This window comes from Salana multivorans (genome assembly GCF_003751805.1).
Lineage (GTDB): Bacteria > Actinomycetota > Actinomycetes > Actinomycetales > Beutenbergiaceae > Salana > Salana multivorans.
Genome location: NZ_RKHQ01000002.1, coordinates 377619 through 398065, shown reverse-complemented (window position 1 = coordinate 398065; position 20447 = coordinate 377619). Strand labels below are relative to the sequence as shown.

Below are 20447 nucleotides of genomic sequence, written 5' to 3'. Positions count from 1 at the left end.
GGAGGGCCGACCTCAGCGCGCGGGAGGGTCGGACTCGGCGGGCTCCGCCGCGTCGCCCTCGTCCGAACCGTCGTCGGCACCCGTCGAGACGATGCCATCGGAGCCCGTCGTGACGGCGCCCTCGGCACCGTCGTCACCCTCCTCGGGCGCGGGCGCGCGGCCGGGCAGCCAGACGTCGGTGTCGCGACCGGGGTGACGCCGACCGATGACGACGAAGATGACCAGCGCCGCGACGAACACGATGATCGCGGTCCACACGTTGAGGCGCAGCCCGGCGATGTGCTGGGCATCGTCGACGCGGAGCATCTCGACCCAGCCGCGGCCGGCCGTGTAGAGCATGACGTAGAGCCAGAACGCGCGGCCGTGACCGAGCCGGAACCGGCGGTCGGCCCAGACGAGGAGGCCGGCCATCGCGAGGTTCCACAGCAGCTCGTACAGGAACGTCGGGTGGACGAGCGTGCCGGGCTCGATGCCGTTGGCGACGAGGTGCACGTCGTCGACGCGCAGGCCCCAGGGCAGCGTCGTCGGGCCGCCGAAGAGCTCCTGGTTGAAGTAGTTGCCGAGGCGGCCGATCGCCTGCGCGACGAGCAGGCCGGGCGCGAGCGCGTCGGCGAACGGCGCGAGCCGCAGCCCGGCGCGGCGCAGGCCGATCCAGGCGCCGACGGCCCCGAGCGCGATGGCGCCCCAGATGCCGAGGCCGCCCTCCCAGATGTAGAACGCCTTCCACCAGACGCCGTTCGGGCCGAAGTACGCGGCCGGCGACGTGATGACGTGGTAGAGCCGGGCCCCGACGATGCCGAACACCACAGCCCAGATGACGACGTCCGGGATGGCCGCCGCCGGACCGCCGCGGGCGACGTAGCGCCGCTGCAGGATCTTGTAGGCGACGACGCCGCCGAGCAGGATGCACAGCGCGTACGCGCGGATCGGGATGGGACCGAGGAACCAGGTGCCCTGGGACGGGCTGGGGATCCCCTCGGCGAGCAGGACGACACCGTCGGCGAGGTTCATGCTCCGACCTCCTCGCCGGCCTCGGCCTGCCTGACGCCGTCGGCGAGCTCGGCCGCGAGCCGTGCGACGCCGTCCACCCCCCCGTCGCCGAGCGCCTTCACGAGCGCCGAGCCGACGATGACGCCGTCGGCGTACGAGGCGACCTCGGCCGCGTGGGCCGGCGTCGAGACGCCGATGCCGACGCAGACGCGCTCCGCGCCGGCCGCGCGGGTCCGGGCGACGAGCGACGCCGCGCCGGCTCCCACGCTCGCGCGAGTCCCGGTGACGCCCATCGTCGAGGCGGCGTAGACGAACCCGCGCGCCGCGGCCGCGGTGAGCGCGAGGCGCTCCGACGTCGAGCTCGGCGCGACGAGGAACACCTTGTCGAGGTCGTGGGCGTCGGCGGCCTCGATCCACTCCCCGCCCTCGTCGGGGATGAGGTCGGCCGTGATGAGGCCGGCTCCCCCGGCGGCGTCGAGGTCGCGGGCGAACCGCGCGACGCCGTAGTGCATCACGGGGTTGAAGTACGTCATGACCAGCGTCGGGGCCCCGGTGGCGGCGATCCGCTCGACGGCGCCGAACAGGTCGGCGACGCGCAGCCCGCCCGCCAGCGCGGTCTGCGCCGCGTGCTGGATGACGGGTCCGTCGAGCACCGGGTCCGTGTACGGCAGGCCGAGCTCGACGATGTCGACGCCGGCCTCGACGACGGCGCGCGCCGCGGCGACGGAGGTGTCGACGTCGGGGAAGCCGAGCGGCAGGTACGCCACGAGCGCGGCGCGGCCGTCGGCGCGCGCCGCGTCGATGGCAGGTGCGGTCCTGGTGCTCATGCGCGTCCCTCCTGGCTGCTCGCCTCGTCCTGCGTCAGCAGGTCGAACCAGCGCCCCGCCGTCGCCACGTCCTTGTCCCCGCGTCCCGAGAGGTTGACGACGACGATCGGGACCTGTCCGTCCGACCGCTCGATACGCCCGCCGTGGCGCAGCGCGCCGGCGAGCGCGTGCGCCGACTCCAGCGCCGGGATGATCCCCTCCGTGCGGCACAGCACGCGGAACGCGTCCATCGCCTCGGTGTCCGTCACGGGCTCGTAGCTCGCGCGGCCGGTGTCGTGCAGCCACGCGTGCTCGGGGCCGACGCTCGGGTAGTCCAGCCCGGCCGAGATCGAGTGCGTCGGGCGGGTCTGACCGTCGTCGTCCTGGAGCAGGTAGCTGCGGGCGCCGTGCAGGACGCCCGGTCCGCCACCGGAGAACCGCGCCGCGTGCCGGCCCGTCTCGACACCGTCACCGCCGGCCTCGAGCCCGAGCAGGGCGACGCCGGGGTCGTCGAGGAAGGCGTTGAAGATCCCCATGGCGTTGGACCCCCCGCCGACGCAGGCCGCGACGAGGTCGGGCAGCCGGCCGGTGCGCTCGTGCAGCTGCGCGCGCGCCTCGTCGCCGATGACGCGGTGGAACTCCTTGACCATGGTCGGGAACGGGTGCGGTCCCGTGACGGTCCCCAGCAGGTAGTGGGTCGTGTCGACGTTCGCGACCCAGTCGCGCAGCGCCTCGTTGATCGCGTCCTTGAGCGTGCGCGCGCCGATCGTCACGGGGACGACCTCGGCGCCGAGCAGCTTCATCCGGGCGACGTTGAGCGCCTGGCGGCGCGTGTCCTCCTCGCCCATGTAGACGACGCAGTCGAGGCCGAGCAGCGCGCACGCGGTCGCGGTCGCGACGCCGTGCTGGCCGGCCCCGGTCTCCGCGATGACCCGCGTCTTGCCCATCCGCTTGACCAGGAGGGCCTGGCCGAGGACGTTGTTGATCTTGTGCGAGCCCGTGTGGTTGAGGTCCTCGCGCTTGAGGAACACCCGGACCGGCCCGCCGTTGCCGCGCGAGCTGACCTCCGCCGCGAACCGCGGCACCTCGGTGAGCGGCGACGGCCGACCGGTGTACTCGCGGTTGAGCCGGGCGAGCTCCGCCACGTACTCCGGGTCCGTCTGCGCCTTGGCGTAGGCGTCGGCGAGCTCGTCCAGCGCCGCCACGAGCGCCTCGGGCACCCAGCGGCCGCCGAACGCCCCGAAGTAGGGGCCCTCGGCCTCCGCGAGCGAGCGCACGGTGGAGTCTGCTGGCGGGTTGGTCATCGGTCCCTCTTCGTCCGTCGGGTGCTCGTCGTTCGGGTGCGCGCTCAGGTGCGGGGTGCGCGGACCGCCGGGTGGGCGCCGGCCGCGACGAGCTCGGCGACGGCGGCGCGCGGGTCGGCGGAGCGCACGAGCGACTCCCCGACGAGGACCGCGTCGGCGCCGACCGCCGCGTACTCGCGCACGTCGCGCGGGCCGCGCACGCCCGACTCGGCGATCTTGCACACGTGGTCCGGCAGGAGGCCGACGACGTCGGCGAAGGTGGCCCGGTCGACCTCGAGCGTGTGGAGGTTGCGGGCGTTGATCCCGACGATCTGCGCGCCGGCGTCGACGGCGCGGCGGGCCTCGTCGGCGTCGTGCGCCTCGACGAGCGCGGACATCCCGAGCGAGTGGACCCGCTCGACGAGCGAGGTCAGCACGGTCTGCTCGAGCGCCGCGACGATGAGCAGGACGACGTCGGCGCCGTGCGCGCGCGCCTCCCACACCTGGTAGGGCGAGACGACGAAGTCCTTGCGCAGGACGGGGATGTCGACCGCGCCGCGGACCGCGTCCAGGTCGGCCAGGCTGCCGAGGAAGCGACGCTCCTCGGTGAGGCAGGAGACGACGGCTGCTCCCCCGGCCTCGTACTCGGCGGCGAGGGCGCCGGGGTCCGGGATGGGCGCGAGCGGGCCCTTCGACGGGCTGGCGCGCTTGACCTCGGCGATGACGGCGACGGCCTCGTCGTCCTTGAGCCGCTGCAGGCACGCCCTGGCGGCCGGCACCTCGTGGGCTCGGGCCTTGAGCTGGTCCAGGCTGGTCCGTGCCTGGCGCGTCGCGACGTCCTCCCGGACGCCCGCGACGATGTCCTCGAGCACGGTCACGCCTGCTCTCCCTCCCTGGTCAGCCGGTCGTGGTCAAGAGTACGGCCCCCGCGCGGGGCCCCCGACCGGGGTCCACCGCGTGGAACCGGCCGCGGTCAGGGAACGGCGAGGGGGCCGAGATAGGGCGCGAGGGCCGGGACGTTGCGCAGCACGGCGAACGCCAGCAGCAGGCCGACCGTCACCGAGACGGTGACGGCGCCGGGCGACCACGGCTCGCGTCCGCGTGCGGCGTCGACGAACCAGCGGACGATCAGCGCAAGCACGAGCGGTGCGCCGACGACCACGAGCGGGTTGTACGCCCAGGCCGACGCGACGTCGCCGTGCAGCAGCTCCGACGCCCCGCGCAGCCCGCCGCAGCCGGGGCACGCGAAGCCGAGCAGGAGGCTCGGGCAGACGCCCCAGCTCCCGGCCACGTGCGGGTCGCGCACGAGCAGCGCGACGGCTCCCGCCGCCATGACCCCCGTGTAGGCGATCGGGAGCGCCCAGGACCTGCCCGGGGTGCTCAGTAGAGGTCGTCCATCATCTGCTGGAACTCGGGCGTCTGCATGATGACGACGAGCATGATGATCCCCACCACGATCCCGACGGCGCCGAGCACGATGCCCCAGACGCCCAGGTGCGAGTTGCTCGCCTGGCCCTTCTTGCCCGCCTGCACGGACACCGTGCCCGTGATGACCGCGGCGATGCCGAGGCAGGCGGCGACCCAGCTGAGGCAGAACAGGACGACGCTCGCGATGCCGAGCGAGAGCGCGACGACGCCGACGGCGTTGCGCGCCTTCGACCCGTCGGCGAGGTAGCCGGGCTGAGCGCCGTAGGGGCCGCCGTACGGACCATGGGAGCTCGGCGCGCCGTACGGGGCGCCGGGACCGACCGGTCCGCCCTGGCCACCGGCGGGCGGCTGGGCGTACGGGGCGCCCGTAGCACCGGAGGCACCCGGCGCACCGGCGTACGGGTCGGCGTAGGGGTTCGGCGGCGGGGTGGGCGCCGCGGGCGGCGGCACCTGGTCGGGCGGCAGGCGCACGCCGTAGCGCGGCTCGTCCTCGGGGCCGTTGGGCTGGGACATGGTGACTCCTGGACCGGACGAACCGGGTGAGATGGTCAGTTCGTGAGGAGGGCGCTGAGCCAGATGAGGCCCCAGACCACGACGGCGATGATCGAGATGACGAGCGCCGACGTCGCCAGCCCACCGTTCGACGCGCGGCCGTCGGCCACCGCCTTGCGGGCCTGGATCGAGAGGATGAGGCCGATGATGGCGAAGATCCCGCCGCAGAGCAGGCCGATGATCCCGAGCGTGAGGCCGCCGACGGCGAGGCCGTTCGACCCCGTCGAGCCGGTCGTGGCGTAGGGCGACACGGGGCCGTACATCGGGCTCGGCGTGCCGTACGGGCTGGCGCCGGGAGCCCCGGTGGGACTGCCGTAGGGCGCGGCGCCGGGGGCGTCGGTCGATCCGTACTGCGGGCTGCCGTACGTCGGGGCAGCCGGCGCCAACGGCGGGGTCGGGGTGCCGTAGGGGTCGGGCGTGTACGGGCCGCTCGGCTGCTCGTACGGCGAGGGGCCGGAGGGCTCCTGCGGTGCGCCGTAGGACGGGCCGGGGCCGTAGGGCGCGTTCGGGTCGTCGCCCGAGCCGCTCGGCGGGATCGGGGGCGGGCCTGCGTAGCTCATCGGGGGGCGCTCACTCGGCCGGGGCCGACTGGACGGCCACGGACGTCGACTGCACCGACACCGGCGGCTGGCCGAGGCCCGCCGCGCGCATGGCGCCCGAGGCGACCAGGCTGACGAGACCGACGACGACGCCGGCGATCCACACCCCGTCGATCCGCGCGATGAGCCCGACGGCGATCAGCACCGCCGCGAGCATGAGGCCCCAGGCCATCACCCAGGCGGCGGGGGTCTTGCCCTCGTTGTGGAACGGGGCGACCGCGGGAACGCGGTCACCACCGGGCGAGATCAGCGTGAGGTCCTTGTCGGCCACGTCGGCACTCCAGGGTCTGGTCGTGGGGTGTCACAAGCCCCTTCAGCCTACTTGCTCCCGCCGATGGACGGGTCATCCCCGCGGGTGAGCGCGTCCCAGCTGTCGACGGGTTCCTCCGCGGGAGCCGCACCCGTCCCACCGGTGGCGCCGGTGCGCTCGTACCGGCTCGCCCGGGGCGCCCCGGCCGCGGCCGGGGCGAGCGCGAGGAGCACGGAGCCGACCGTCGCCACCGCCGCGCCGGCCAGCGTGAGCCACGGTGCCGCGGTCCGCGTGACGTCGCCGGCCAGCTCCGGGACGCCGGTCGCATCGGCGGCAGCCGCCTGGAGCTGCGCCACCGCGTCGTTCGCCGCCGTCGCGGCGAGCGCCAGCAGCCCGACCCAGACGAGGACGCCGAGCCAGCCGATGACGGAGCGAACGGCGCCGCGCGTCATGGCGCGAAGCACGAGCGCCGCCGCGACGACGAGCAGGAGCGGGACGGCCCCGGGCGCCGCCGTCGCGCCCGTGACGGAGACGACGTCGGTCACCACGGAGTCGACGGGCGCGCTGAACCAGGTGAGCGCGCAGCCGACGGCGACCACGACGCCGCCGGCGACGACGAGCAGCAGGCCGCGACGTGCCGTCATGCCGACGATCCCTCGCTCGGGCCGGCCGGCCGCAGTCGCGTCGCGACCTCGATCGCCCGCAGGACGGCCGCCGCCTTGTTGCGGCACTCCTCGTGCTCGGTCTGCGGGACCGAGTCGGCGACGATCCCCGCCCCCGCCTGCACGTGGGCGACGCCGTCCTTGACCAGGGCGGTCCGGATGGCGATCGCCATGTCGAGGTTGCCGGCCAGGTCGACGTAGCCGATCGTCCCGCCGTAGATCCCGCGTCGGGCCGGCTCCAGCTCGTCGATGAGCTGGACGGCGCGCGGCTTCGGCGCGCCGCTCAGCGTTCCGGCGGGGAACGTCGCGGTGAGCGCGTCGAGCGCGCCGGCCCCCGGCCGCAGCGAGCCCGTCACGGTCGAGCAGATGTGCATGATGTGGCTGAACCGGCGCACGTCCATGAACTCCTCGACGCGCACGGTCCGCGGGTCGCACACCTTCGTGAGGTCGTTCCGCCCGAGGTCGACGAGCATGAGGTGCTCGGCCAGCTCCTTGGGATCGGCGAGCAGCTCGGCCTCGAGCTCGGCGTCGCCGGCCGCGTCCTTGCCCCGCGGGCGCGAGCCGGCGATCGGGTACGTCATGACCCGCCCGCCCTCGACGCGGGCGAGCGTCTCGGGGCTCGACCCGACGACGGCGAACGGCGCGCCGTCCGGTCCCTCGAGCGTGACGAGGTACATGTACGGGCTCGGGTTGAGCGAGCGCAGGGCGCGGTAGACGTCGACCGGCTCGGCCGAGCACGCGACGTCGAACCGCTGCGACAGCACGATCTGGAAGGCGTCCCCGTCCCTGATGTGCTCCTTCGCGCGCAGGACCGCCGACTCGTAGTCCTCCGGCGTCGTGCGGGAGACGACGTGGAGCTGCGCGGCGTCGGGGTCGATGACGTCGACACCGCCGACGGGCGCGCCGAGCCGGAGCTGCATCGCGTCGAGCCGCCGCACCGCGTCCGCGTGCGCCTCGTCGATGCCGCTCGCCCGGTCGTCGCCGTTGATGGCGTTCGCGATGAGCCAGCAGGCGCCCTCGACGTGATCGAGCACCACGAGGTCCTGGACGAGGGCGAGCGCGACGTCCGGGACGCCCAGCTCGTCGGGCGCCGTCGGCACGAGCGTCGGCTCCCAGTACCGGATCGCGTCCCAGCCGATCGCGCCGACGAACCCGCTCGTGAGCGGCGGCAGCCCGGCGACCGCCTCGCTGCGCAGGGTCTCCAGCGCGTGCCGCAGCACCTCGATCGGGTTGCCGGGGACGTCGAGCCCGACCGGGACGTCGCCGCTCCACCGGGCCGCCCCGTCGACGGCCGTGAGGATCGCGCGCGAGGACACGCCGACGAACGAGTACCGGCTCCAGGTGCCGTCCGCCGCCGCCGACTCCAGCAGGAACGTGCCGGGGCGGGCCTCGGCCAGGGTGCGGTAGACGCCGACCGGGGTGAGCGAGTCCGCCAGCAGCCGGCGCACGACCGGGACGACGCGGTGCTGCGAGCCGAGGTCGCGGAACTCGCTGAGGTTCGGCCAGGTGGCGCCCCACTCGAGGTCGGGCAGCTCGACCGCGGTCACCGCGTCTCCCCCGCCGACGTGCCGACGACCGCTCCCAGGTCGCCGCCGGCCTCGAAGCACGAGCGCGTGCCGGTGTGGCACGCGGGGCCGACCTGCTCGACGCGGACCAGCAGCGCGTCGCCGTCGCAGTCGAGCGCGACACCCCGCACGTGCTGGACGTGGCCCGAGGTGTCGCCCTTGCGCCAGTACTCCTGCCGGGAGCGGGACCAGAAGGTGACGCGGCCGGTCGTCAGCGTGCGGTGCAGCGCCTCGTCGTCCATCCAGCCGAGCATGAGGACCTGGCCGGTCTCGTCGTCCTGGACGACGGCGGCCACGAGGCCGGCGGAGTCGCGCTTCAGGCGCGCGGCGATGGCGGGATCGAGCGTGGTGGTCACCGGGTCATCCTTCCATCCCGGCGCCCGCCGGGCGGGACGAGCGAGAGAACTGGACGCGGGGGGCGCCAGGGACCGCCGAGTGGGTTCATCATGGAGAGATGGACGACGACCTCCGCCGGGTTCCGCGAGCCGCACTCGTCGATGCGCTGCGCTCGGTCCCACCCGATGCCCCGACCCTGTGCGAGGGCTGGCAGGCCCGCCACCTCGCCGCTCACATCGTCCTGCGCGAGCGAGCGCCCCAGCGGATCGCGCTGGGCGCCGTGCGCGGTCAGGACGCGGCGGTCGCGCTGGGGGACGGCGCGGACTACGAGGAGCTGATCCGCGAGGTCGAGGAGGGCCCGTCGCCGCTCAGCCCCATGGCCTGGTCGGCGCGGACGAACGTGCTGGAGTTCGTCGTGCACGCGCTCGACGTCCTGCGGGCCAGCGACAACCCCCTGGTCAGGGACCGCGAGCTGGAGCTGACGCCGGGCGTCCGGTCGATGATGTGGAGCTCGCTGCTGCCCATCCTCCGGATCGGCGGCGTCCGCCGGGCCGGGCGCACGGCGGAGGTCGGCATCATCGTCGTCGTGCCGCACGGCCCGCGCTCCGTCGTCGCGCGCGGGGAGCGCAGCGTCGTCGTGACGGGTCCCGAGGAGGATCTCGCGCTCGTGGCGATGGGCCGCGCCCGGCACGCGCGGGTCACGGTCACCGGGCCGCCCGAGGCCGTCGCGGCGTTCCGCGAGGCGATGGACTGGCCCGCGGCCTGAGTCCGCCCGCCACCTGCTCCGATATTGGGGTGGATCGCATCGCGATTCGCGACGCGATCCACCCCGGTATCGGAGGAATGGGGTTCGCGGGGCCGGGGTTCGAGGCTCAGGGCAGGAAGGCCCCCCGGGCGCGGGGTCAGCTCGTCGCGGCGAGCCAGGCGCGGAACAGCCGGGCGTACTCCCCGTCCGCCGCGACCAGCTCGGCGTGCGAGCCGATCTCGACGAGCCGTCCCGCGTCGACCACGAGGACGAGGTCGGCCGCCTGGGCCGTGGAGAGCCGGTGCGCGACGGTGATCGACGTCCGGCCGTCGACCAGTCGGGCCAGCGCGTGCGACGTGCGCAGCTCGGTGGCCGGGTCGACGGCCGACGTCGCCTCGTCGAGCACCAGGACGTCGGCCCCGACGAGGTGCGCGCGGGCGAGCGCCACGAGCTGCCGCTCCCCGGCCGAGAGCGTCTCCCCGCGCTGACCGACCGGCGTGTCGAGGCCCAGCGGGAGCCCGGCGAGCCAGTCGGCCAGCCCGAGCTCCACGAGCGCGCGCTCCGCCTGCGCCGGGCCGGCACCCGGGACGGCGTACGTGATGTTGTCCCCGACCGTCGTGTCGAACAGGTGCCCCTCCTGCGTCACGGCGACGACGCGCCGACGCAGGTCGGCGTCGGCCACCTCGCGCAGGTCGACGCCGCCGACGCGGATCGCGCCGTCGTCCGGGTCGACGAGCCGCGTGACGAGCCGGCCCAGCGTCGTCTTCCCCGACCCGGTCGCGCCGACCACGACGACGCGGGTACCGGCCGGCAGGTCGACGTCGACGTCGTGCAGCACGCGCGGCCCGTCCGGGTAGGAGTAGCTCACGTGGTCGACGCGCACCCCGAGCGGCCCCGGCGGCAGCGCGACGGGCGCGGCCGGCTCGGGCACCGAGATCGGCGTCTCGAGCAGCGAGAGCACGCGGCGCCAGCCGGCGACGGCGTCCTGGAGCTGGTTGAGCGTCTCGGTCGCCATCTGCACCGGCTGCACGAAGAGCTGGGTCAGGAAGAGGACCGCGAGCAGGTCCCCGACCGAGAGGCGGCCGCCGATCCCGAGGTACGTGCCGGCCACGACGACGGCGGCCAGCGCGAACCCGGACAGCAGCACGCCGACCGAGAACGCACCGGCGGCGATCGTCTGGGCGCGCACGGCCGCGTCGCGCTGCTCGGTCACGGCGGCGTCGAGCCGGCGGCCCGTGCGCTCCTGCACGCCGTACGCCTTGATCGTCCGGGCGCCGACGACGGACTCCGACACGGCCGCGAGCATGGCGCCGGCGCGCAGCCGCACGAGCGCGTACCGCGAGCTCAGGATCCGCTGCGCCCGCGGCGCGAGGAGGATCATCGGGATCAGGCACGCCCAGATGAGCAGGAGCAGCTCCCAGGAGTAGAACGCGATCGCCACGGAGGCGAGCACGATCTGCAGGAGCGCGAGGATGAGCGAGAGACCGCCCCACTGCACGAAGATCGCGACCGTGTCGACGTCGGCCGTGACGCGCGAGATGAGCGACCCGCGCCGCTCCGTGTTCTGGGTCAGCACGCCGAGCCGGTGGACGTGCTCGAAGGCGGCGACCCGCAGCTGTGCCAGCCCGCGCTCGGTGGCAGCGACGAGCCGGGAGCGGGCGAACATCGTGAACGCGGCCGCCGCGACGGCGAGGACGAGCGCCAGCAGCGCCGTGCGGACGACGACGCCGACGTCGACCCCGTCCGGCGCGAGCAGCCCGGCGTCGGTCGCGTGCTGGACGGCGACGGGGACGACGAGCTGGCCGGCGGTGCCGAGGATCGCGAGCACGAGCGTGAGCCCGATGCCGCGCTTGATCGCCGGCGAGGTCGCGATGCCCCGGCCGATCGTCGCGAAGAGCCCGAGCTGCGACGCCGGGGCGATGGCGTGCGTCGGCGTGCCCGTGGCGCGGTCGCTCATGACCGGTCCCGCTCGTAGGCCTGGAGCAGGTCGGCGAACCCGGCGTCGCGCGCGAGCAGGTCCGGCACCGTCCCGACGTCGACGACGCGTCCCCCCTCGACGTGGACCACGAGGTCGGCGCGGGTGATCGTCGCCGGGCGGTAGGCGACCATGACGACCGTCGGCGCGGCGTCCGCGGCATTCGCGCCGTCCGCGGAGCCGCCGGTCCCGAGCGAGGCGAGGATCTCGCCCTCGACGGCCGGGTCGAGGGCCGACGTGGCGTCGTCGAGCAGGAGCACGCGGGGCCGCCGGACGAGGGCGCGCGCGATCGCCAGGCGCTGGCGCTGCCCGCCGGAGAACGACGTGCCGCGCTCCCCCAGCTCGGTGTCCAGCCCCTCGGGCAGCTCGCGCACGACGTCGGCGAGCCGGGCGCGCTCGAGCGCGTCCCAGACCTCGGCATCGCTGGCGCCGGCGCCCTCGTCGGCCAGCGCGACGTTCTCCCGCACGCTGCCGGAGAACACGAACGCCTCCTGCGTCACGTAGGCGACACGTCGCGCCAGCTCGGCGTGGCCGGTGCGCTCGACGTCGAGCCCCGCGACGACGACCGTCCCGGACGACGCCGGCGTGAGACCGCCGAGCACGTCGAGGAGGGTCGACTTCCCGGAGCCGGTCGAGCCGACGACGGCCACCGTCGTCCCGGGGGCGACGTCGAGCTCGACGTCGTCGAGCAGGCGCACCTCGCCCCGGGGTCCCGGTACGTCCAGCGTGGCACCGGCCAGGCGGACCGCCGCCGTCCCGTCGCCGGGATCGGCACCCGCCGCCGCGCCGGACGTCTCGCCCGCGCGTCCGCGCCGGTCGTCGTCCGCGTCGATCACCCGCGCGATCCGGCCGTACCCGACGATCGAGCGCGGGAGCTGACCCAGCACGTAGCCGATCGCGCCGACCGGGCCTGCCATGATCGAGAGCAGGAAGGCCGAGGTGACGACCCCGCCGGCCGCCGCCCGTCCGTCCGCGACCTGGACGACGCCGACCACGATGACGGCCAGCGTCACGATCGTCGGGATGAGCGAGAGGACGGGCTCGAACACGGCCGAGACGCGGCCGACCCGCGTGTTGGCGGCGCGCAGGTCGTCCGTCGCGCGGACGAACGCCGCGGTCTCCAGCTCGGCCGTGCCGAGCGTCTTGACGACCTGAGCGCCCTCGAAGCTCGCGTGCGCCACGTCGGCGACCTCGGCCCGCCGGGCCTGAGCGAGCGCGACGGCCGGCGACATCGCCCGCTCGTACAGCGCGTTGGAGACCGCGACCAGCGGCAGCATCGCGAGCCCGAGCACGCCGAGCCAGACGTTGGCCGCGAGCATCGCGCCCGCCGCCACCGCGAGCATGACGACGACCCCGATCGCCAGCGGGACGGGCGCGAAGACCGACGCGGCCGCCTCGGCGTCGGAGCTGGCGTGCGAGAGCAGCTCACCGGTCGGGCGTCGCCGGTGCCACGACAGCGGCAGCTCGAGGTAGCGCCGGGTGACGGCGCGACGGTGGTCGGCCTGCACGTCGTACGCGACGATCCCGGCGTAGATGCGCCGCAGCGCGACGCTCACGGCCGTGACGAGCGCGACGCCGGCGAGGGCCAGGGCGGAGAGCCAGATCTCCCGGGCGCCGATCCCGCCGTCGCCGCGGATGCCGGGCAGGATCACCCGGTCGGTCACGCGACCGAGCAGCCAGCCGGAGGCGACCGACGACACGCCGTAGACCGCGGAGGCGCCGATGGCGACCCAGGACGTCGTCGGGTGGGCGCGCAGGCCACGTCCGACGAGCGCGAGCGAGGCCCGCAGCCGGCCCGGGGGCAGGGCGTAGCGCTGCGGCTCCCGCGGCAGCGCCTGCGCACCCGTCACCGGACGGCGTGGCCGGCGGCGCGCAGCGCGTCCTTGACCTCGCCGACCGTGAGGGTTCCGAAGTGGAAGACGCTGGCCGCGAGCAGGGCGTCGACGCCCGTCTCCGCGGCCGCGACGAAGTCGGCCGTCGTCCCGGCACCACCGCTCGCGATGAGCGGGACGGTGACGGCCGCGCGCACGTCGCGGAGCATCTGCAGGTCGAAGCCGCCCGTCGTTCCGTCGGCGTCCATGGAGTTGAGCAGGACCTCGCCGGCGCCGCGCCGCGCCGCCTCGGCCGCCCAGGCGACCGCGTCGATCCCGGTGCCGCGACGGCCGCCGTGCGTCGTCACCTCGTAGCCGGACGGCGTCTGCGTGCCCGGTGGGCAGCGGCGCGCGTCGACCGAGACGACGACGACCTGGTTGCCGAACCGGCGGGCGATCTCGGTGAGCAGCTCCGGCCGCGCGATGGCCGCCGTGTTGACGCCGACCTTGTCCGCGCCCGCCCGCAGGAGCGCCTCGACGTCGTCGACCGAGCGGACGCCACCGCCGACCGTCAGCGGGACGAAGATCTGCTCGGCCGCCGCGGTCACCGTCTCGAGGGTCGTCGCCCGGCCGTCGCTCGACGCGGAGACGTCGAGGAACGTGATCTCGTCCGCGCCCTGGGCGTCGTAGCGCCGCGCCAGCTCGACCGGGTCGCCGGCGTCGCGCAGGTCGGCGAAGTTGACGCCCTTGACCACGCGTCCGGCGTCGACGTCCAGGCAGGGGATGACACGAAGGGCGACGCTCATGGGTCCACCCTAGGTCGGGCAGCTAGCCCTGCGCCGAGCCGTCCACGGCCGGCTCGCCGGTCGCCGGGTCCTCCTCGACGGGCTCGTGCTCGGTGCCGGCGGGCGGGAGCGCGACGTCGGCCGTCGCGAGGATGTCGACGACGTAGACGAGCGTGTCGACCCCGTTGCCGTCCTCCGGCGGGACCACCACGAGCACCTGCGAGCCGGCCGTCTGCTCGACGAGACCGCCGGCGAGGCCGCGCGGCAGGTCGGACACCGCGAGGGCGCGGGGCCGGGTCTCCCAGGTCGAGTCGACGACGGCGCCGTCCGACCAGCGCACGGCGCTGAGCTGGAGGATGACGGACTGGCCGACCCCGACCTGCGGACCGGTCCCCTTGATGAGCGTCGTCGTCTGCGTCTGGTGCGGCGCCGACGTCTCCGGGATGGTGACGACGGGGGCGCCGTCCTCCCCGCGCTCGACGGTCGGCAGGCCCGGGTCGACGGTGGCCGCGATCTCCTCGCCGACGGCGCGCAGCCGCGGGAGGTCGACGACGAGCACGTGCGGGTGCGGGTCCTTCTTCGTCCCGAGCTCGATCCGCTCGATCCGCGAGCCGAGGGTCGCGCCGTCGATCATGTCGTAGAGCGCCCCACCGAGGTCGTCGGCCGTGAAGGTGCGGATCTCGGGCAGCGTGGCGAACGTGTCGGCGATGGTCTCGCCCGTCGCGATGTCGATCGCGAAGTAGTCGAGCAGGATCGTCTGCCCCTCGGTGACGACGGGGCCGTCGCCGGCGATGAGCGTCGCCGTCGACGTCTCGGTCACCGTGAAGCCGGGCGGGATGGTGACGCTGGGCCGTTCGCCGAGCTCGCCCGCCACCTCGACGGCGAGCGTCGAGGTCGGGCTGGCGCTCGGGTCGTCGCCGGCCGGACCGCACGCGGCGACGGCGCCCGCCGCACCGACGACGAGCGCGGCGACCGCGGCCCGACGAACCGACCGCGTCCAGCCGGACGTGCGGCCGCTCACGCGCGCATGCTCTCGATGAGCCGGTCGACGCGCTCGTCGTGCGCGCGGAACGGGTCCGAGCACAGGACGGTCCGCTGGCTGGCGTCGTTGAGCTTGAGGTGCACCCAGTCGACCGTGTGGTCGCGGCGGGCCTCCTGCGCCGCGCGGACGAACTCGCCGCGCAGCCGCGCGCGGGTCGTCGCCGGCGGTTCGTCGGCGGCCCTGGCCACCTCCTGCGGCGTCGTGATCCGCTGGACGAGGCCGCGCTCGACGAGCGTGCCGAGCAGCCCGTCCCGCGGGGAGATGTCGTGGTAGGCCAGCAGCAGCCGGGCGATCCGCGGGTCGGTCAGCGAGATGCCGGGGTGCCGGCTCCGGTAGCGCTCGACGAGCCGCTCCTTGATCGCCCAGTCCAGCTCGGTGGCGACGAGGTCGTGGTCGCCCGTCGCGACGGCCTCGAGGCCGCGGCCCCAGAGCTCCAGCACCCAGCGCGTCGCCTCGCTCGCGTCGCCGGTCCGCTCGGTGAAGGCCGTCACCTTGTCGAGGATCTCGCGCTGGACGTCGAGCGCGGTCGTCGCGCCGCCGCCGGCTCCGCGGGCGATCGGGGCGCGGCCGGTCAGGTCGTGGCTGATGTCGCGGATCGCCCGGACCGGGTTCTCCAGCGTGAGGTCGCGCAGCTGCACGCCGTTCTCCAGCATGCGCAGCACGAGGTCGGTCGTGCCCAGCTTGAGCATCGTCGTCGGCTCGGCCATCGTCGAGTCGCCGACGATGACGTGCAGGCGGCGGTAGGACTCGGCGTCGGCGTGCGGCTCGTCGCGCGTGTTGATGATCGGGCGCGAGCGCGTCGTCGCCGAGGACACCGTCTCCCAGATGTGGTCGGCACGCTGGGAGAAGCTGTACCGGGGGCCGCGCGGGCCGTCCTGGACGTGGCCGGCCCCCGTGAGGATCTGCCGCGTGACGAAGAACGGGATGAGGATCTCGGCCGTGCGCGCGAAGTCGGCGCGCCGCCGGATGAGGTAGTTCTCGTGGCAGCCGAAGGAGTTGCCGTGGGAGTCGACGTTGTTGCGCAGCAGGTGGATCCGGCCGGCCAGGCCCTCGGCCGCCATCCGCCGGTTCGCGTCCTCGCTCAGGTCCGTCAGGATCGCCATGCCGGCGGCGTCCTGCACCAGCGCGCCGTGGATCGAGTCCTCCTCGGCCGTCGCGTACTCGGGGTGCGAGCCGACGTCGAGGTAGAGCCGGGCGCCGTTGCGCAGGAAGACGTTCGACGAGCGGCCCCACGCGACGACGGTGCGGAAGAGGAACCGCGCGGCCTCGTCGGCCGACATGCCGCGCCCGTCCGGGCTCGCGCAGGTGATCCCGTACTCGGTCTCCAGGCCGAAGATCCGTCGCGTGGCGGGGAGGGTCTCGGGAGCGTCCGGCATCGTCCCCGGCATCTCCTGCGCGGTCACCGCAGCCCCGCGATCTCCTCCGGCGCCAGGCGCCGGAACGCGCGCCGGGGCGCCGAGCGGTCGAGGACAGCGGCCTCGAGCTGATCGGCGGGGATCGGCGTCGGCGCGGCATAGCCCTCGGCGACCTCGAGCGCGCCGACGGCCGCCCGCATCGCGCCGGCGAGATCGAGCCCGGCGGACCAGGACTGCTCGAGCGAGCGCGAGCGCAGCTCGGCGTCGCCACCGATGACGACGTAGCCGTGCTCCTCCCCCAGGCCCCCGTCGAACGAGAGCCGGTAGAGCTGGTCGGAGGCGACGTCCGGCCCGACCTCGGCCACGACCAGCTCGACCTCCAGCGGCTTGGTCTCGGAGCTGAACACCGACCCGAGCGTCTGCGCGTAGGAGTTGGCGAGCGCCCGGACGGTGACGTCGGAGCGGTCGTAGGAGAAGCCGCGCAGGTCGGCGTAGCGGATGCCGGCCACGCGCAGCGCCTCGAACTCGTGGTACTTCCCGACCGCGGCGAACGCGATCCGGTCGTAGATCTCCGAGATCTTGTGCAGGGCGCGCGACGGGTTGTGCGTCGCGAGCAGGATGCCGCCCGCGTAGCTCAGGACGACGACGCTGCGCCCCCGGGCGATGCCCTTGCGGGCGTAGTCGGCCCGGTCCTTCATGTACTGCTCGGGCGAGACGTAGAACGGCATGCTCATCGCTGCGCCTCCGCCCGCGTCGCGACGATGCGCTCGACGTGGCCGCGCAGCTCCGCGTCGGGCACGCGGCGGAAGCCGCGGGCGTCGACGACGGCGACGACGGGGTAGATCCCCCGGACCAGGTCGACGCCGCCCGTCGCCGCGTCGTCGTCGGCCGCGTCGAGGATCGCCGCGAGGGCGAGCGCCACGGCCTCGTCCTGGGTGAGGTCGGCGCGCCAGTGGTTCTTCAGCGTGCCGCCGGCGAACACCGCGCCCGAGCCGATCGCGTGGTGGTCCCGCTCGGCGTAGCGTCCCCCGACCGCGTCGTAGGAGTAGAGCCGGGCCGTCCCGGTCGGGGCGTCGTGGCCGCCGAGCAGCGGCAGCGCGACGAGGCCCTGGAACGCGAGCGAGAGGTTGCCCCGGACGAGACGCGCGAGGCGGTTGGCCTTGCCCTCCAGCGAGAGCTGGACGCCCTCGATCTTCTCGTAGTGCTCGAGCTCGAGCTGGAAGAGCCGGACGAGCTCGAGGCCGACGCCGGCCGCGCCGGCGATCCCGATGGCCGACGTCGTGTCGGCCGGGAAGACCTTCTCGATCTCCCGGTGCGCGATCCGGGTCCCGCTCGTCGCGCGGCGGTCGCCCGCCATGACGACGGCGCCCGGGCAGGTGAGCGCGACGATCGTCGTGGCGTGCGAGGTCACGCCGGCCGGGGCCTGCGAGGACGACGGCAGCACCTCGGGCGCCACCTCGGAGGCGAAGTCCAGGAAGGACGTGCCCCCGAGACGCAGGTACGCCTCGGTGAGGTGCGCGTCGTTCACTGGCCGCCCTTCTGGACGAACCCGCGGACGAAGGACTCGGCGTTGGTCTCCAGGACGTCGTCGATCTCGTCGAGGAGGTCGTCGACGGCCTGCGTGCTGACCGTCGGCGCGGTGGGGACGGGCGGGGTGTCGCCGTCGCCGTCGTCGCCGCGGGGCCCGAAGCCGATCTGCTCGGTTGACACGAGGTCCTCCTGGGGTCGTCGCACCGGGGTGCGGGCGCGGGGTGCGCCGGTTCGAGTCTAGGCGCGCGACGGCAGGGCGGGGATGGGACGGCGGCCTCGGACGGCGACGCGGGGCCGGGATGCGGCTGCGGACGCGCGGGTGGTGGCGCGGGACGTCAGTCCACGCGCAGGATCCGCTCCGCCCGCGCCGAGCTCGCCTTGATCCGTCGAGCATTCACCTCGTCGACCAGCTCGACCCAGGCGACCGCGGCCTCGGGCGCCTTGCCGGTGGCGACGTGGCGCGCGACCAGGCGCCGCCGGCGCAGGTCGTCGTCCACGTCGACGAACCACGCGTGGTCGACGAGCGACGCGACCTCGCTCCACGGGTCGCTCGCGTCCAGGAGGTAGTTGCCCTCGGCGACCACGACGGCGGCCGTCGGCGGGATCGCGATCGAGGCGGCGATCGGCTCGCCGCCGCCGTGGTCGAAGCCCGGGACGTACAGGACGTGCGTCCGGTCCTCGCGGGCGCGCCGGAGCGTGGTCACGAACCCCACGCCGTCGAACGTGTCGATCGCCCCCTTGCGCTCGCGCCGGCCGAGGTCGACGAGCACGCGGTTCGACAGGTGGAAGCCGTCCATCGGGAGCGTCGCCGTCCCGATCCCCAGGAGCTTCAGCTCCTCGACGATCCGGATGGCGAGCGTGGTCTTGCCCGATCCGGGGGCGCCGGCGATCGCCACGATGGTCCGGCCGCCCGCCGCCCCCTCGCGCGCGAGCTCGCGTGCGAGGGCGGCCGGGTCGGCCGGCTCAGGCACCGCCGCGTGCGTCACGGCTCCACCCCCGCATGGAGTGCTGCGAGGTCGCCCCCGCGCAACCCGACGACGAGAGCGGGCAGGTCTGACGTCACGAGGGTCAGTCCGTTCATCACCGGTCGGCCGATCAGCCGCGGGTGAGGGCCGCGACGAGGGCTGCGGCGTCCGGGCAGGCGTCGAGCAGGTGCTCGGTCAGCTCGGCGGTGCCGCGCAGCGGGTCGGTCATCGGGAGGCGGACGAGGGTCGGCTCGCTCGCGACGTCGAGCACGACGCCGTTCCAGCCGGCGGCCACGACGGCGTCCGGGTAGCGCCGGACGGTCTCGCCGCGGAACCAGGCGCGGGTGTCCCGGGGCGGGGTGGTCACGGCGCGACGCACCTCCTCCGCGGTCACGAGGGTGTCGACGGCGCCGGCCGCCCGCAGCCGGGCGAACAGGCCGCGCTCGGGACGGACGTCGGACCACTGGAGGTCGACGGCCTGCACCTTGGCGTGGTCCCAGGCGAGGCCGTGCCGCTCGCGCAGCCCCTCGAGGACGCCGAGCTTGGCGAGCCACTCGACGCGCCGGGCGGCAGCCGTCCGATCGGTCAGCAGGAGGTCGAGGACCTCCTCCCACGCCCGCGCCACGGCGAGCTCGGCCTCGTCGGCGGCGAGCAGGTCCGCGAGCACCGCGCGGACACCGGCGAGGTAGCGGCGCTGGATCTCGACCGCGGTGAGCTCCCGGCCGTCCGCGAGCCGGAGCTGGCCGGTGAGCGTGAGGTCCCGGCTGACGGCCTGGACCGCACGGACCGGGTCGGCGAGCTCGAGGCCGTCCCACGCGGCGGGGACGGCGGCCTCGCCCCGCTCGACGGCCTCGAGGACCGCGAGGACGAGGGAGGTCGTGCCGAGCTTGAGGTAGGTGGCGACCTCGGAGCAGTTGGCGTCGCCGATGATGACGTGCAGCCGGCGGAACCGCGCGGGGTCGGCGTGCGGCTCGTCGCGCGTGTTGATGATCGGGCGGCGCAGCGTCGTCTCCAGCCCGACCTCGGCCTCGATGTAGTCGGCGCGCTGGGAGAGCTGGAACCCCGGCTCCTCCCCCGCCGGGCCGAGCCCGACGCGGCCGGCCCCGGTGAAGACCTGCCGCGTCACGAGGAACGGCGTGAGGTGGCGGACGATCGCGTCGAAGTCGACGGCCCGGTCGACGAGGTAGTTCTCGTGCGTCCCGTAGCTGGCGCCCTTGCCGTCGACGTTGTTCTTGTAGAGCCGCACGTCCGGGGTGTGCGGGCTGGCGGCGAGCGCGCGGACCGCCGTCAGCATGACCTCCTCGCCGGCCCGGTCCCACAGGACGGCGTCGCGGGCGTTCGTGACCTCGGGGCTGGAGTACTCGGGGTGGGCGTGGTCGACGTAGAGGCGCGCGCCGTTCGTCAGCAGCACGTTGGCCGCCGCGGGGTCCTCGGGCCGGTCGAGCGTGACCGCCCGGCGGCGGCGCATGACGGGCAGGAGCGTCGGGTCGTTGCTCGCGTCGGCCGTGGTCGCGCCGCGCGACTCGTCGACGCCCGCGCCGCGGCCCGGCTCGTCGGTGAGCTGGCTCGGGTGCGCCTGGCGGCGGTCGAGCCGCCAGCCGCGCGCGTCCGAGAGCGGGTCCTCCCCCTCGTAGCTCCACCGGGTGCGCCCGCGCTGGCCGCGCGCCTGGTCGTAGCCGGCGACGACGAGCGCCGAGAGCGCCATCGGGCTCTGCCGCACCCCGTCGCCGCCGAGGATGCCGTACTCGGTCTCGATACCCATGACACG

General features: G+C 74.9%; 22 protein-coding genes. 1 reads left to right on the top strand and 21 read right to left on the bottom strand.

All coding sequences use genetic code 11. The annotated features are described in order from the left end of the window. Positions 1-12 precede the first annotated feature (12 nt). From lgt to hisI, 11 genes are all read right to left on the bottom strand, one after another. Complete coding sequence (gene lgt, locus EDD28_RS14070; protein ID WP_123740403.1) at positions 13-1011, bottom strand: prolipoprotein diacylglyceryl transferase; 999 nt, start codon at positions 1009-1011, stop codon at positions 13-15. Then, a complete protein-coding gene (gene trpA / locus EDD28_RS14065) occupies positions 1008-1817 on the bottom strand; it encodes a tryptophan synthase subunit alpha (protein ID WP_123740402.1) in 810 nt (269 codons plus the stop codon). Before trpA ends, lgt begins: the two co-directional genes overlap by 4 nt. Next, complete coding sequence (gene trpB / locus EDD28_RS14060) at positions 1814-3100, bottom strand: tryptophan synthase subunit beta (protein WP_123740401.1); 1287 nt, start codon at positions 3098-3100, stop codon at positions 1814-1816. The genes trpA and trpB overlap by 4 nt, the downstream gene beginning before the upstream one ends. 44 nt (positions 3101-3144) lie before the next feature. Beyond that, positions 3145-3957 (bottom strand): indole-3-glycerol phosphate synthase TrpC, encoded by an 813-nt coding sequence (gene trpC / locus EDD28_RS14055; RefSeq protein WP_123740400.1) that lies wholly within the window; start codon positions 3955-3957, stop codon positions 3145-3147. Between the two features lie 95 nt (positions 3958-4052). Continuing rightward, positions 4053-4412 carry a DUF2752 domain-containing protein gene (locus EDD28_RS14050; RefSeq protein ID WP_123740399.1) on the bottom strand — a complete coding sequence of 120 codons (360 nt, stop codon included), beginning with the start codon at positions 4410-4412 and terminating at the stop codon, positions 4053-4055. 47 nt (positions 4413-4459) lie between these two features. Beyond that, positions 4460-5020, bottom strand: coding sequence for a DUF308 domain-containing protein (locus tag EDD28_RS17505; protein WP_170169501.1), 561 nt, complete (start codon positions 5018-5020; stop codon positions 4460-4462). A 35-nt stretch (positions 5021-5055) separates the two neighbouring features. Further along, positions 5056-5619, bottom strand: coding sequence for a DUF4190 domain-containing protein (locus tag EDD28_RS14040; RefSeq protein WP_123740398.1), 564 nt, complete (start codon positions 5617-5619; stop codon positions 5056-5058). A gap of 10 nt (positions 5620-5629) precedes the next feature. Then, positions 5630-5929 (bottom strand): hypothetical protein, encoded by a 300-nt coding sequence (locus tag EDD28_RS14035; protein WP_123740397.1) that lies wholly within the window; start codon positions 5927-5929, stop codon positions 5630-5632. A 47-nt stretch (positions 5930-5976) separates the two neighbouring features. Continuing rightward, positions 5977-6552, bottom strand: coding sequence for a Trp biosynthesis-associated membrane protein (locus EDD28_RS14030; RefSeq protein WP_123740396.1), 576 nt, complete (start codon positions 6550-6552; stop codon positions 5977-5979). Then, positions 6549-8117: an anthranilate synthase component I gene (locus EDD28_RS14025; protein ID WP_123740395.1), complete on the bottom strand. Its 1569-nt coding sequence runs from the start codon at positions 8115-8117 to the stop codon at positions 6549-6551. Before EDD28_RS14025 ends, EDD28_RS14030 begins: the two co-directional genes overlap by 4 nt. After that, a complete protein-coding gene (gene hisI / locus EDD28_RS14020; protein WP_123740394.1) occupies positions 8114-8491 on the bottom strand; it encodes a phosphoribosyl-AMP cyclohydrolase in 378 nt (125 codons plus the stop codon). The genes EDD28_RS14025 and hisI overlap by 4 nt, the downstream gene beginning before the upstream one ends. Positions 8492-8589: 98 nt before the next feature. Here hisI and EDD28_RS14015 point away from each other — a divergent pair, with 98 nt between their 5' ends. After that, entirely contained in the window at positions 8590-9237 is a 648-nt protein-coding gene (locus EDD28_RS14015) for a maleylpyruvate isomerase family mycothiol-dependent enzyme (protein ID WP_123740393.1), read from the top strand. 136 nt (positions 9238-9373) lie between these two features. Here EDD28_RS14015 and EDD28_RS14010 read toward each other — a convergent pair whose 3' ends face one another. The 10 genes from EDD28_RS14010 to dop form a co-directional block, all read right to left on the bottom strand. Beyond that, the gene (locus EDD28_RS14010; protein WP_123740392.1) at positions 9374-11173 is read right to left on the bottom strand and encodes an ABC transporter ATP-binding protein; all 1800 of its coding nucleotides are present in this window, start codon (positions 11171-11173) and stop codon (positions 9374-9376) included. Continuing rightward, positions 11170-13041, bottom strand: coding sequence for an ABC transporter ATP-binding protein (locus EDD28_RS14005; RefSeq protein WP_245968090.1), 1872 nt, complete (start codon positions 13039-13041; stop codon positions 11170-11172). The genes EDD28_RS14010 and EDD28_RS14005 overlap by 4 nt, the downstream gene beginning before the upstream one ends. Beyond that, positions 13038-13808, bottom strand: coding sequence for an imidazole glycerol phosphate synthase subunit HisF (gene hisF, locus EDD28_RS14000; protein ID WP_123740391.1), 771 nt, complete (start codon positions 13806-13808; stop codon positions 13038-13040). The genes EDD28_RS14005 and hisF overlap by 4 nt, the downstream gene beginning before the upstream one ends. Before the next feature lie 22 nt (positions 13809-13830). Next, positions 13831-14808, bottom strand: coding sequence for an FKBP-type peptidyl-prolyl cis-trans isomerase (locus tag EDD28_RS13995; RefSeq protein ID WP_123740390.1), 978 nt, complete (start codon positions 14806-14808; stop codon positions 13831-13833). Beyond that, a complete protein-coding gene (gene pafA, locus EDD28_RS13990; protein WP_123740921.1) occupies positions 14805-16205 on the bottom strand; it encodes a Pup--protein ligase in 1401 nt (466 codons plus the stop codon). The genes EDD28_RS13995 and pafA overlap by 4 nt, the downstream gene beginning before the upstream one ends. Before the next feature lie 23 nt (positions 16206-16228). Next, entirely contained in the window at positions 16229-16918 is a 690-nt protein-coding gene (gene prcA / locus EDD28_RS13985) for a proteasome subunit alpha (protein ID WP_123740389.1), read from the bottom strand. Next, a complete protein-coding gene (gene prcB, locus EDD28_RS13980; RefSeq protein WP_123740388.1) occupies positions 16915-17712 on the bottom strand; it encodes a proteasome subunit beta in 798 nt (265 codons plus the stop codon). Before prcB ends, prcA begins: the two co-directional genes overlap by 4 nt. After that, entirely contained in the window at positions 17709-17894 is a 186-nt protein-coding gene (locus EDD28_RS13975) for a ubiquitin-like protein Pup (RefSeq protein ID WP_123740387.1), read from the bottom strand. Before EDD28_RS13975 ends, prcB begins: the two co-directional genes overlap by 4 nt. Positions 17895-18049: 155 nt before the next feature. Further along, on the bottom strand, positions 18050-18685 hold the full coding sequence (locus EDD28_RS13970; protein ID WP_211339234.1) for a nucleoside/nucleotide kinase family protein: 636 nt from the start codon (positions 18683-18685) through the stop codon (positions 18050-18052). Positions 18686-18809: 124 nt separating this feature from the next. Next, a complete protein-coding gene (dop, locus tag EDD28_RS13965) occupies positions 18810-20441 on the bottom strand; it encodes a depupylase/deamidase Dop (RefSeq protein ID WP_123740385.1) in 1632 nt (543 codons plus the stop codon). Positions 20442-20447: the final 6 nt, after the last annotated feature.

Bases quoted from the DNA above. Each gene is read 5' to 3' on its own strand.
- lgt (WP_123740403.1), bottom strand. From the start codon at position 1,011: ATGAACCTCGCCGACGGTGTCGTCCTGCTCGCCGAGGGGATCCCCAGC.
- trpA (WP_123740402.1), bottom strand. From the start codon at position 1,817: ATGAGCACCAGGACCGCACCTGCCATCGACGCGGCGCGCGCCGACGGC.
- trpB (WP_123740401.1), bottom strand. From the start codon at position 3,100: ATGACCAACCCGCCAGCAGACTCCACCGTGCGCTCGCTCGCGGAGGCC.
- EDD28_RS14050 (WP_123740399.1), bottom strand. From the start codon at position 4,412: ATGGCGGCGGGAGCCGTCGCGCTGCTCGTGCGCGACCCGCACGTGGCC.
- EDD28_RS17505 (WP_170169501.1), bottom strand. From the start codon at position 5,020: ATGTCCCAGCCCAACGGCCCCGAGGACGAGCCGCGCTACGGCGTGCGC.
- EDD28_RS14040 (WP_123740398.1), bottom strand. From the start codon at position 5,619: ATGAGCTACGCAGGCCCGCCCCCGATCCCGCCGAGCGGCTCGGGCGAC.
- EDD28_RS14030 (WP_123740396.1), bottom strand. From the start codon at position 6,552: ATGACGGCACGTCGCGGCCTGCTGCTCGTCGTCGCCGGCGGCGTCGTG.
- EDD28_RS14015 (WP_123740393.1), top strand. From the start codon at position 8,590: ATGGACGACGACCTCCGCCGGGTTCCGCGAGCCGCACTCGTCGATGCG.
- EDD28_RS14010 (WP_123740392.1), bottom strand. From the start codon at position 11,173: ATGAGCGACCGCGCCACGGGCACGCCGACGCACGCCATCGCCCCGGCG.
- hisF (WP_123740391.1), bottom strand. From the start codon at position 13,808: ATGAGCGTCGCCCTTCGTGTCATCCCCTGCCTGGACGTCGACGCCGGA.
- pafA (WP_123740921.1), bottom strand. From the start codon at position 16,205: ATGCCGGACGCTCCCGAGACCCTCCCCGCCACGCGACGGATCTTCGGC.
- prcA (WP_123740389.1), bottom strand. From the start codon at position 16,918: ATGAGCATGCCGTTCTACGTCTCGCCCGAGCAGTACATGAAGGACCGG.
- dop (WP_123740385.1), bottom strand. From the start codon at position 20,441: ATGGGTATCGAGACCGAGTACGGCATCCTCGGCGGCGACGGGGTGCGG.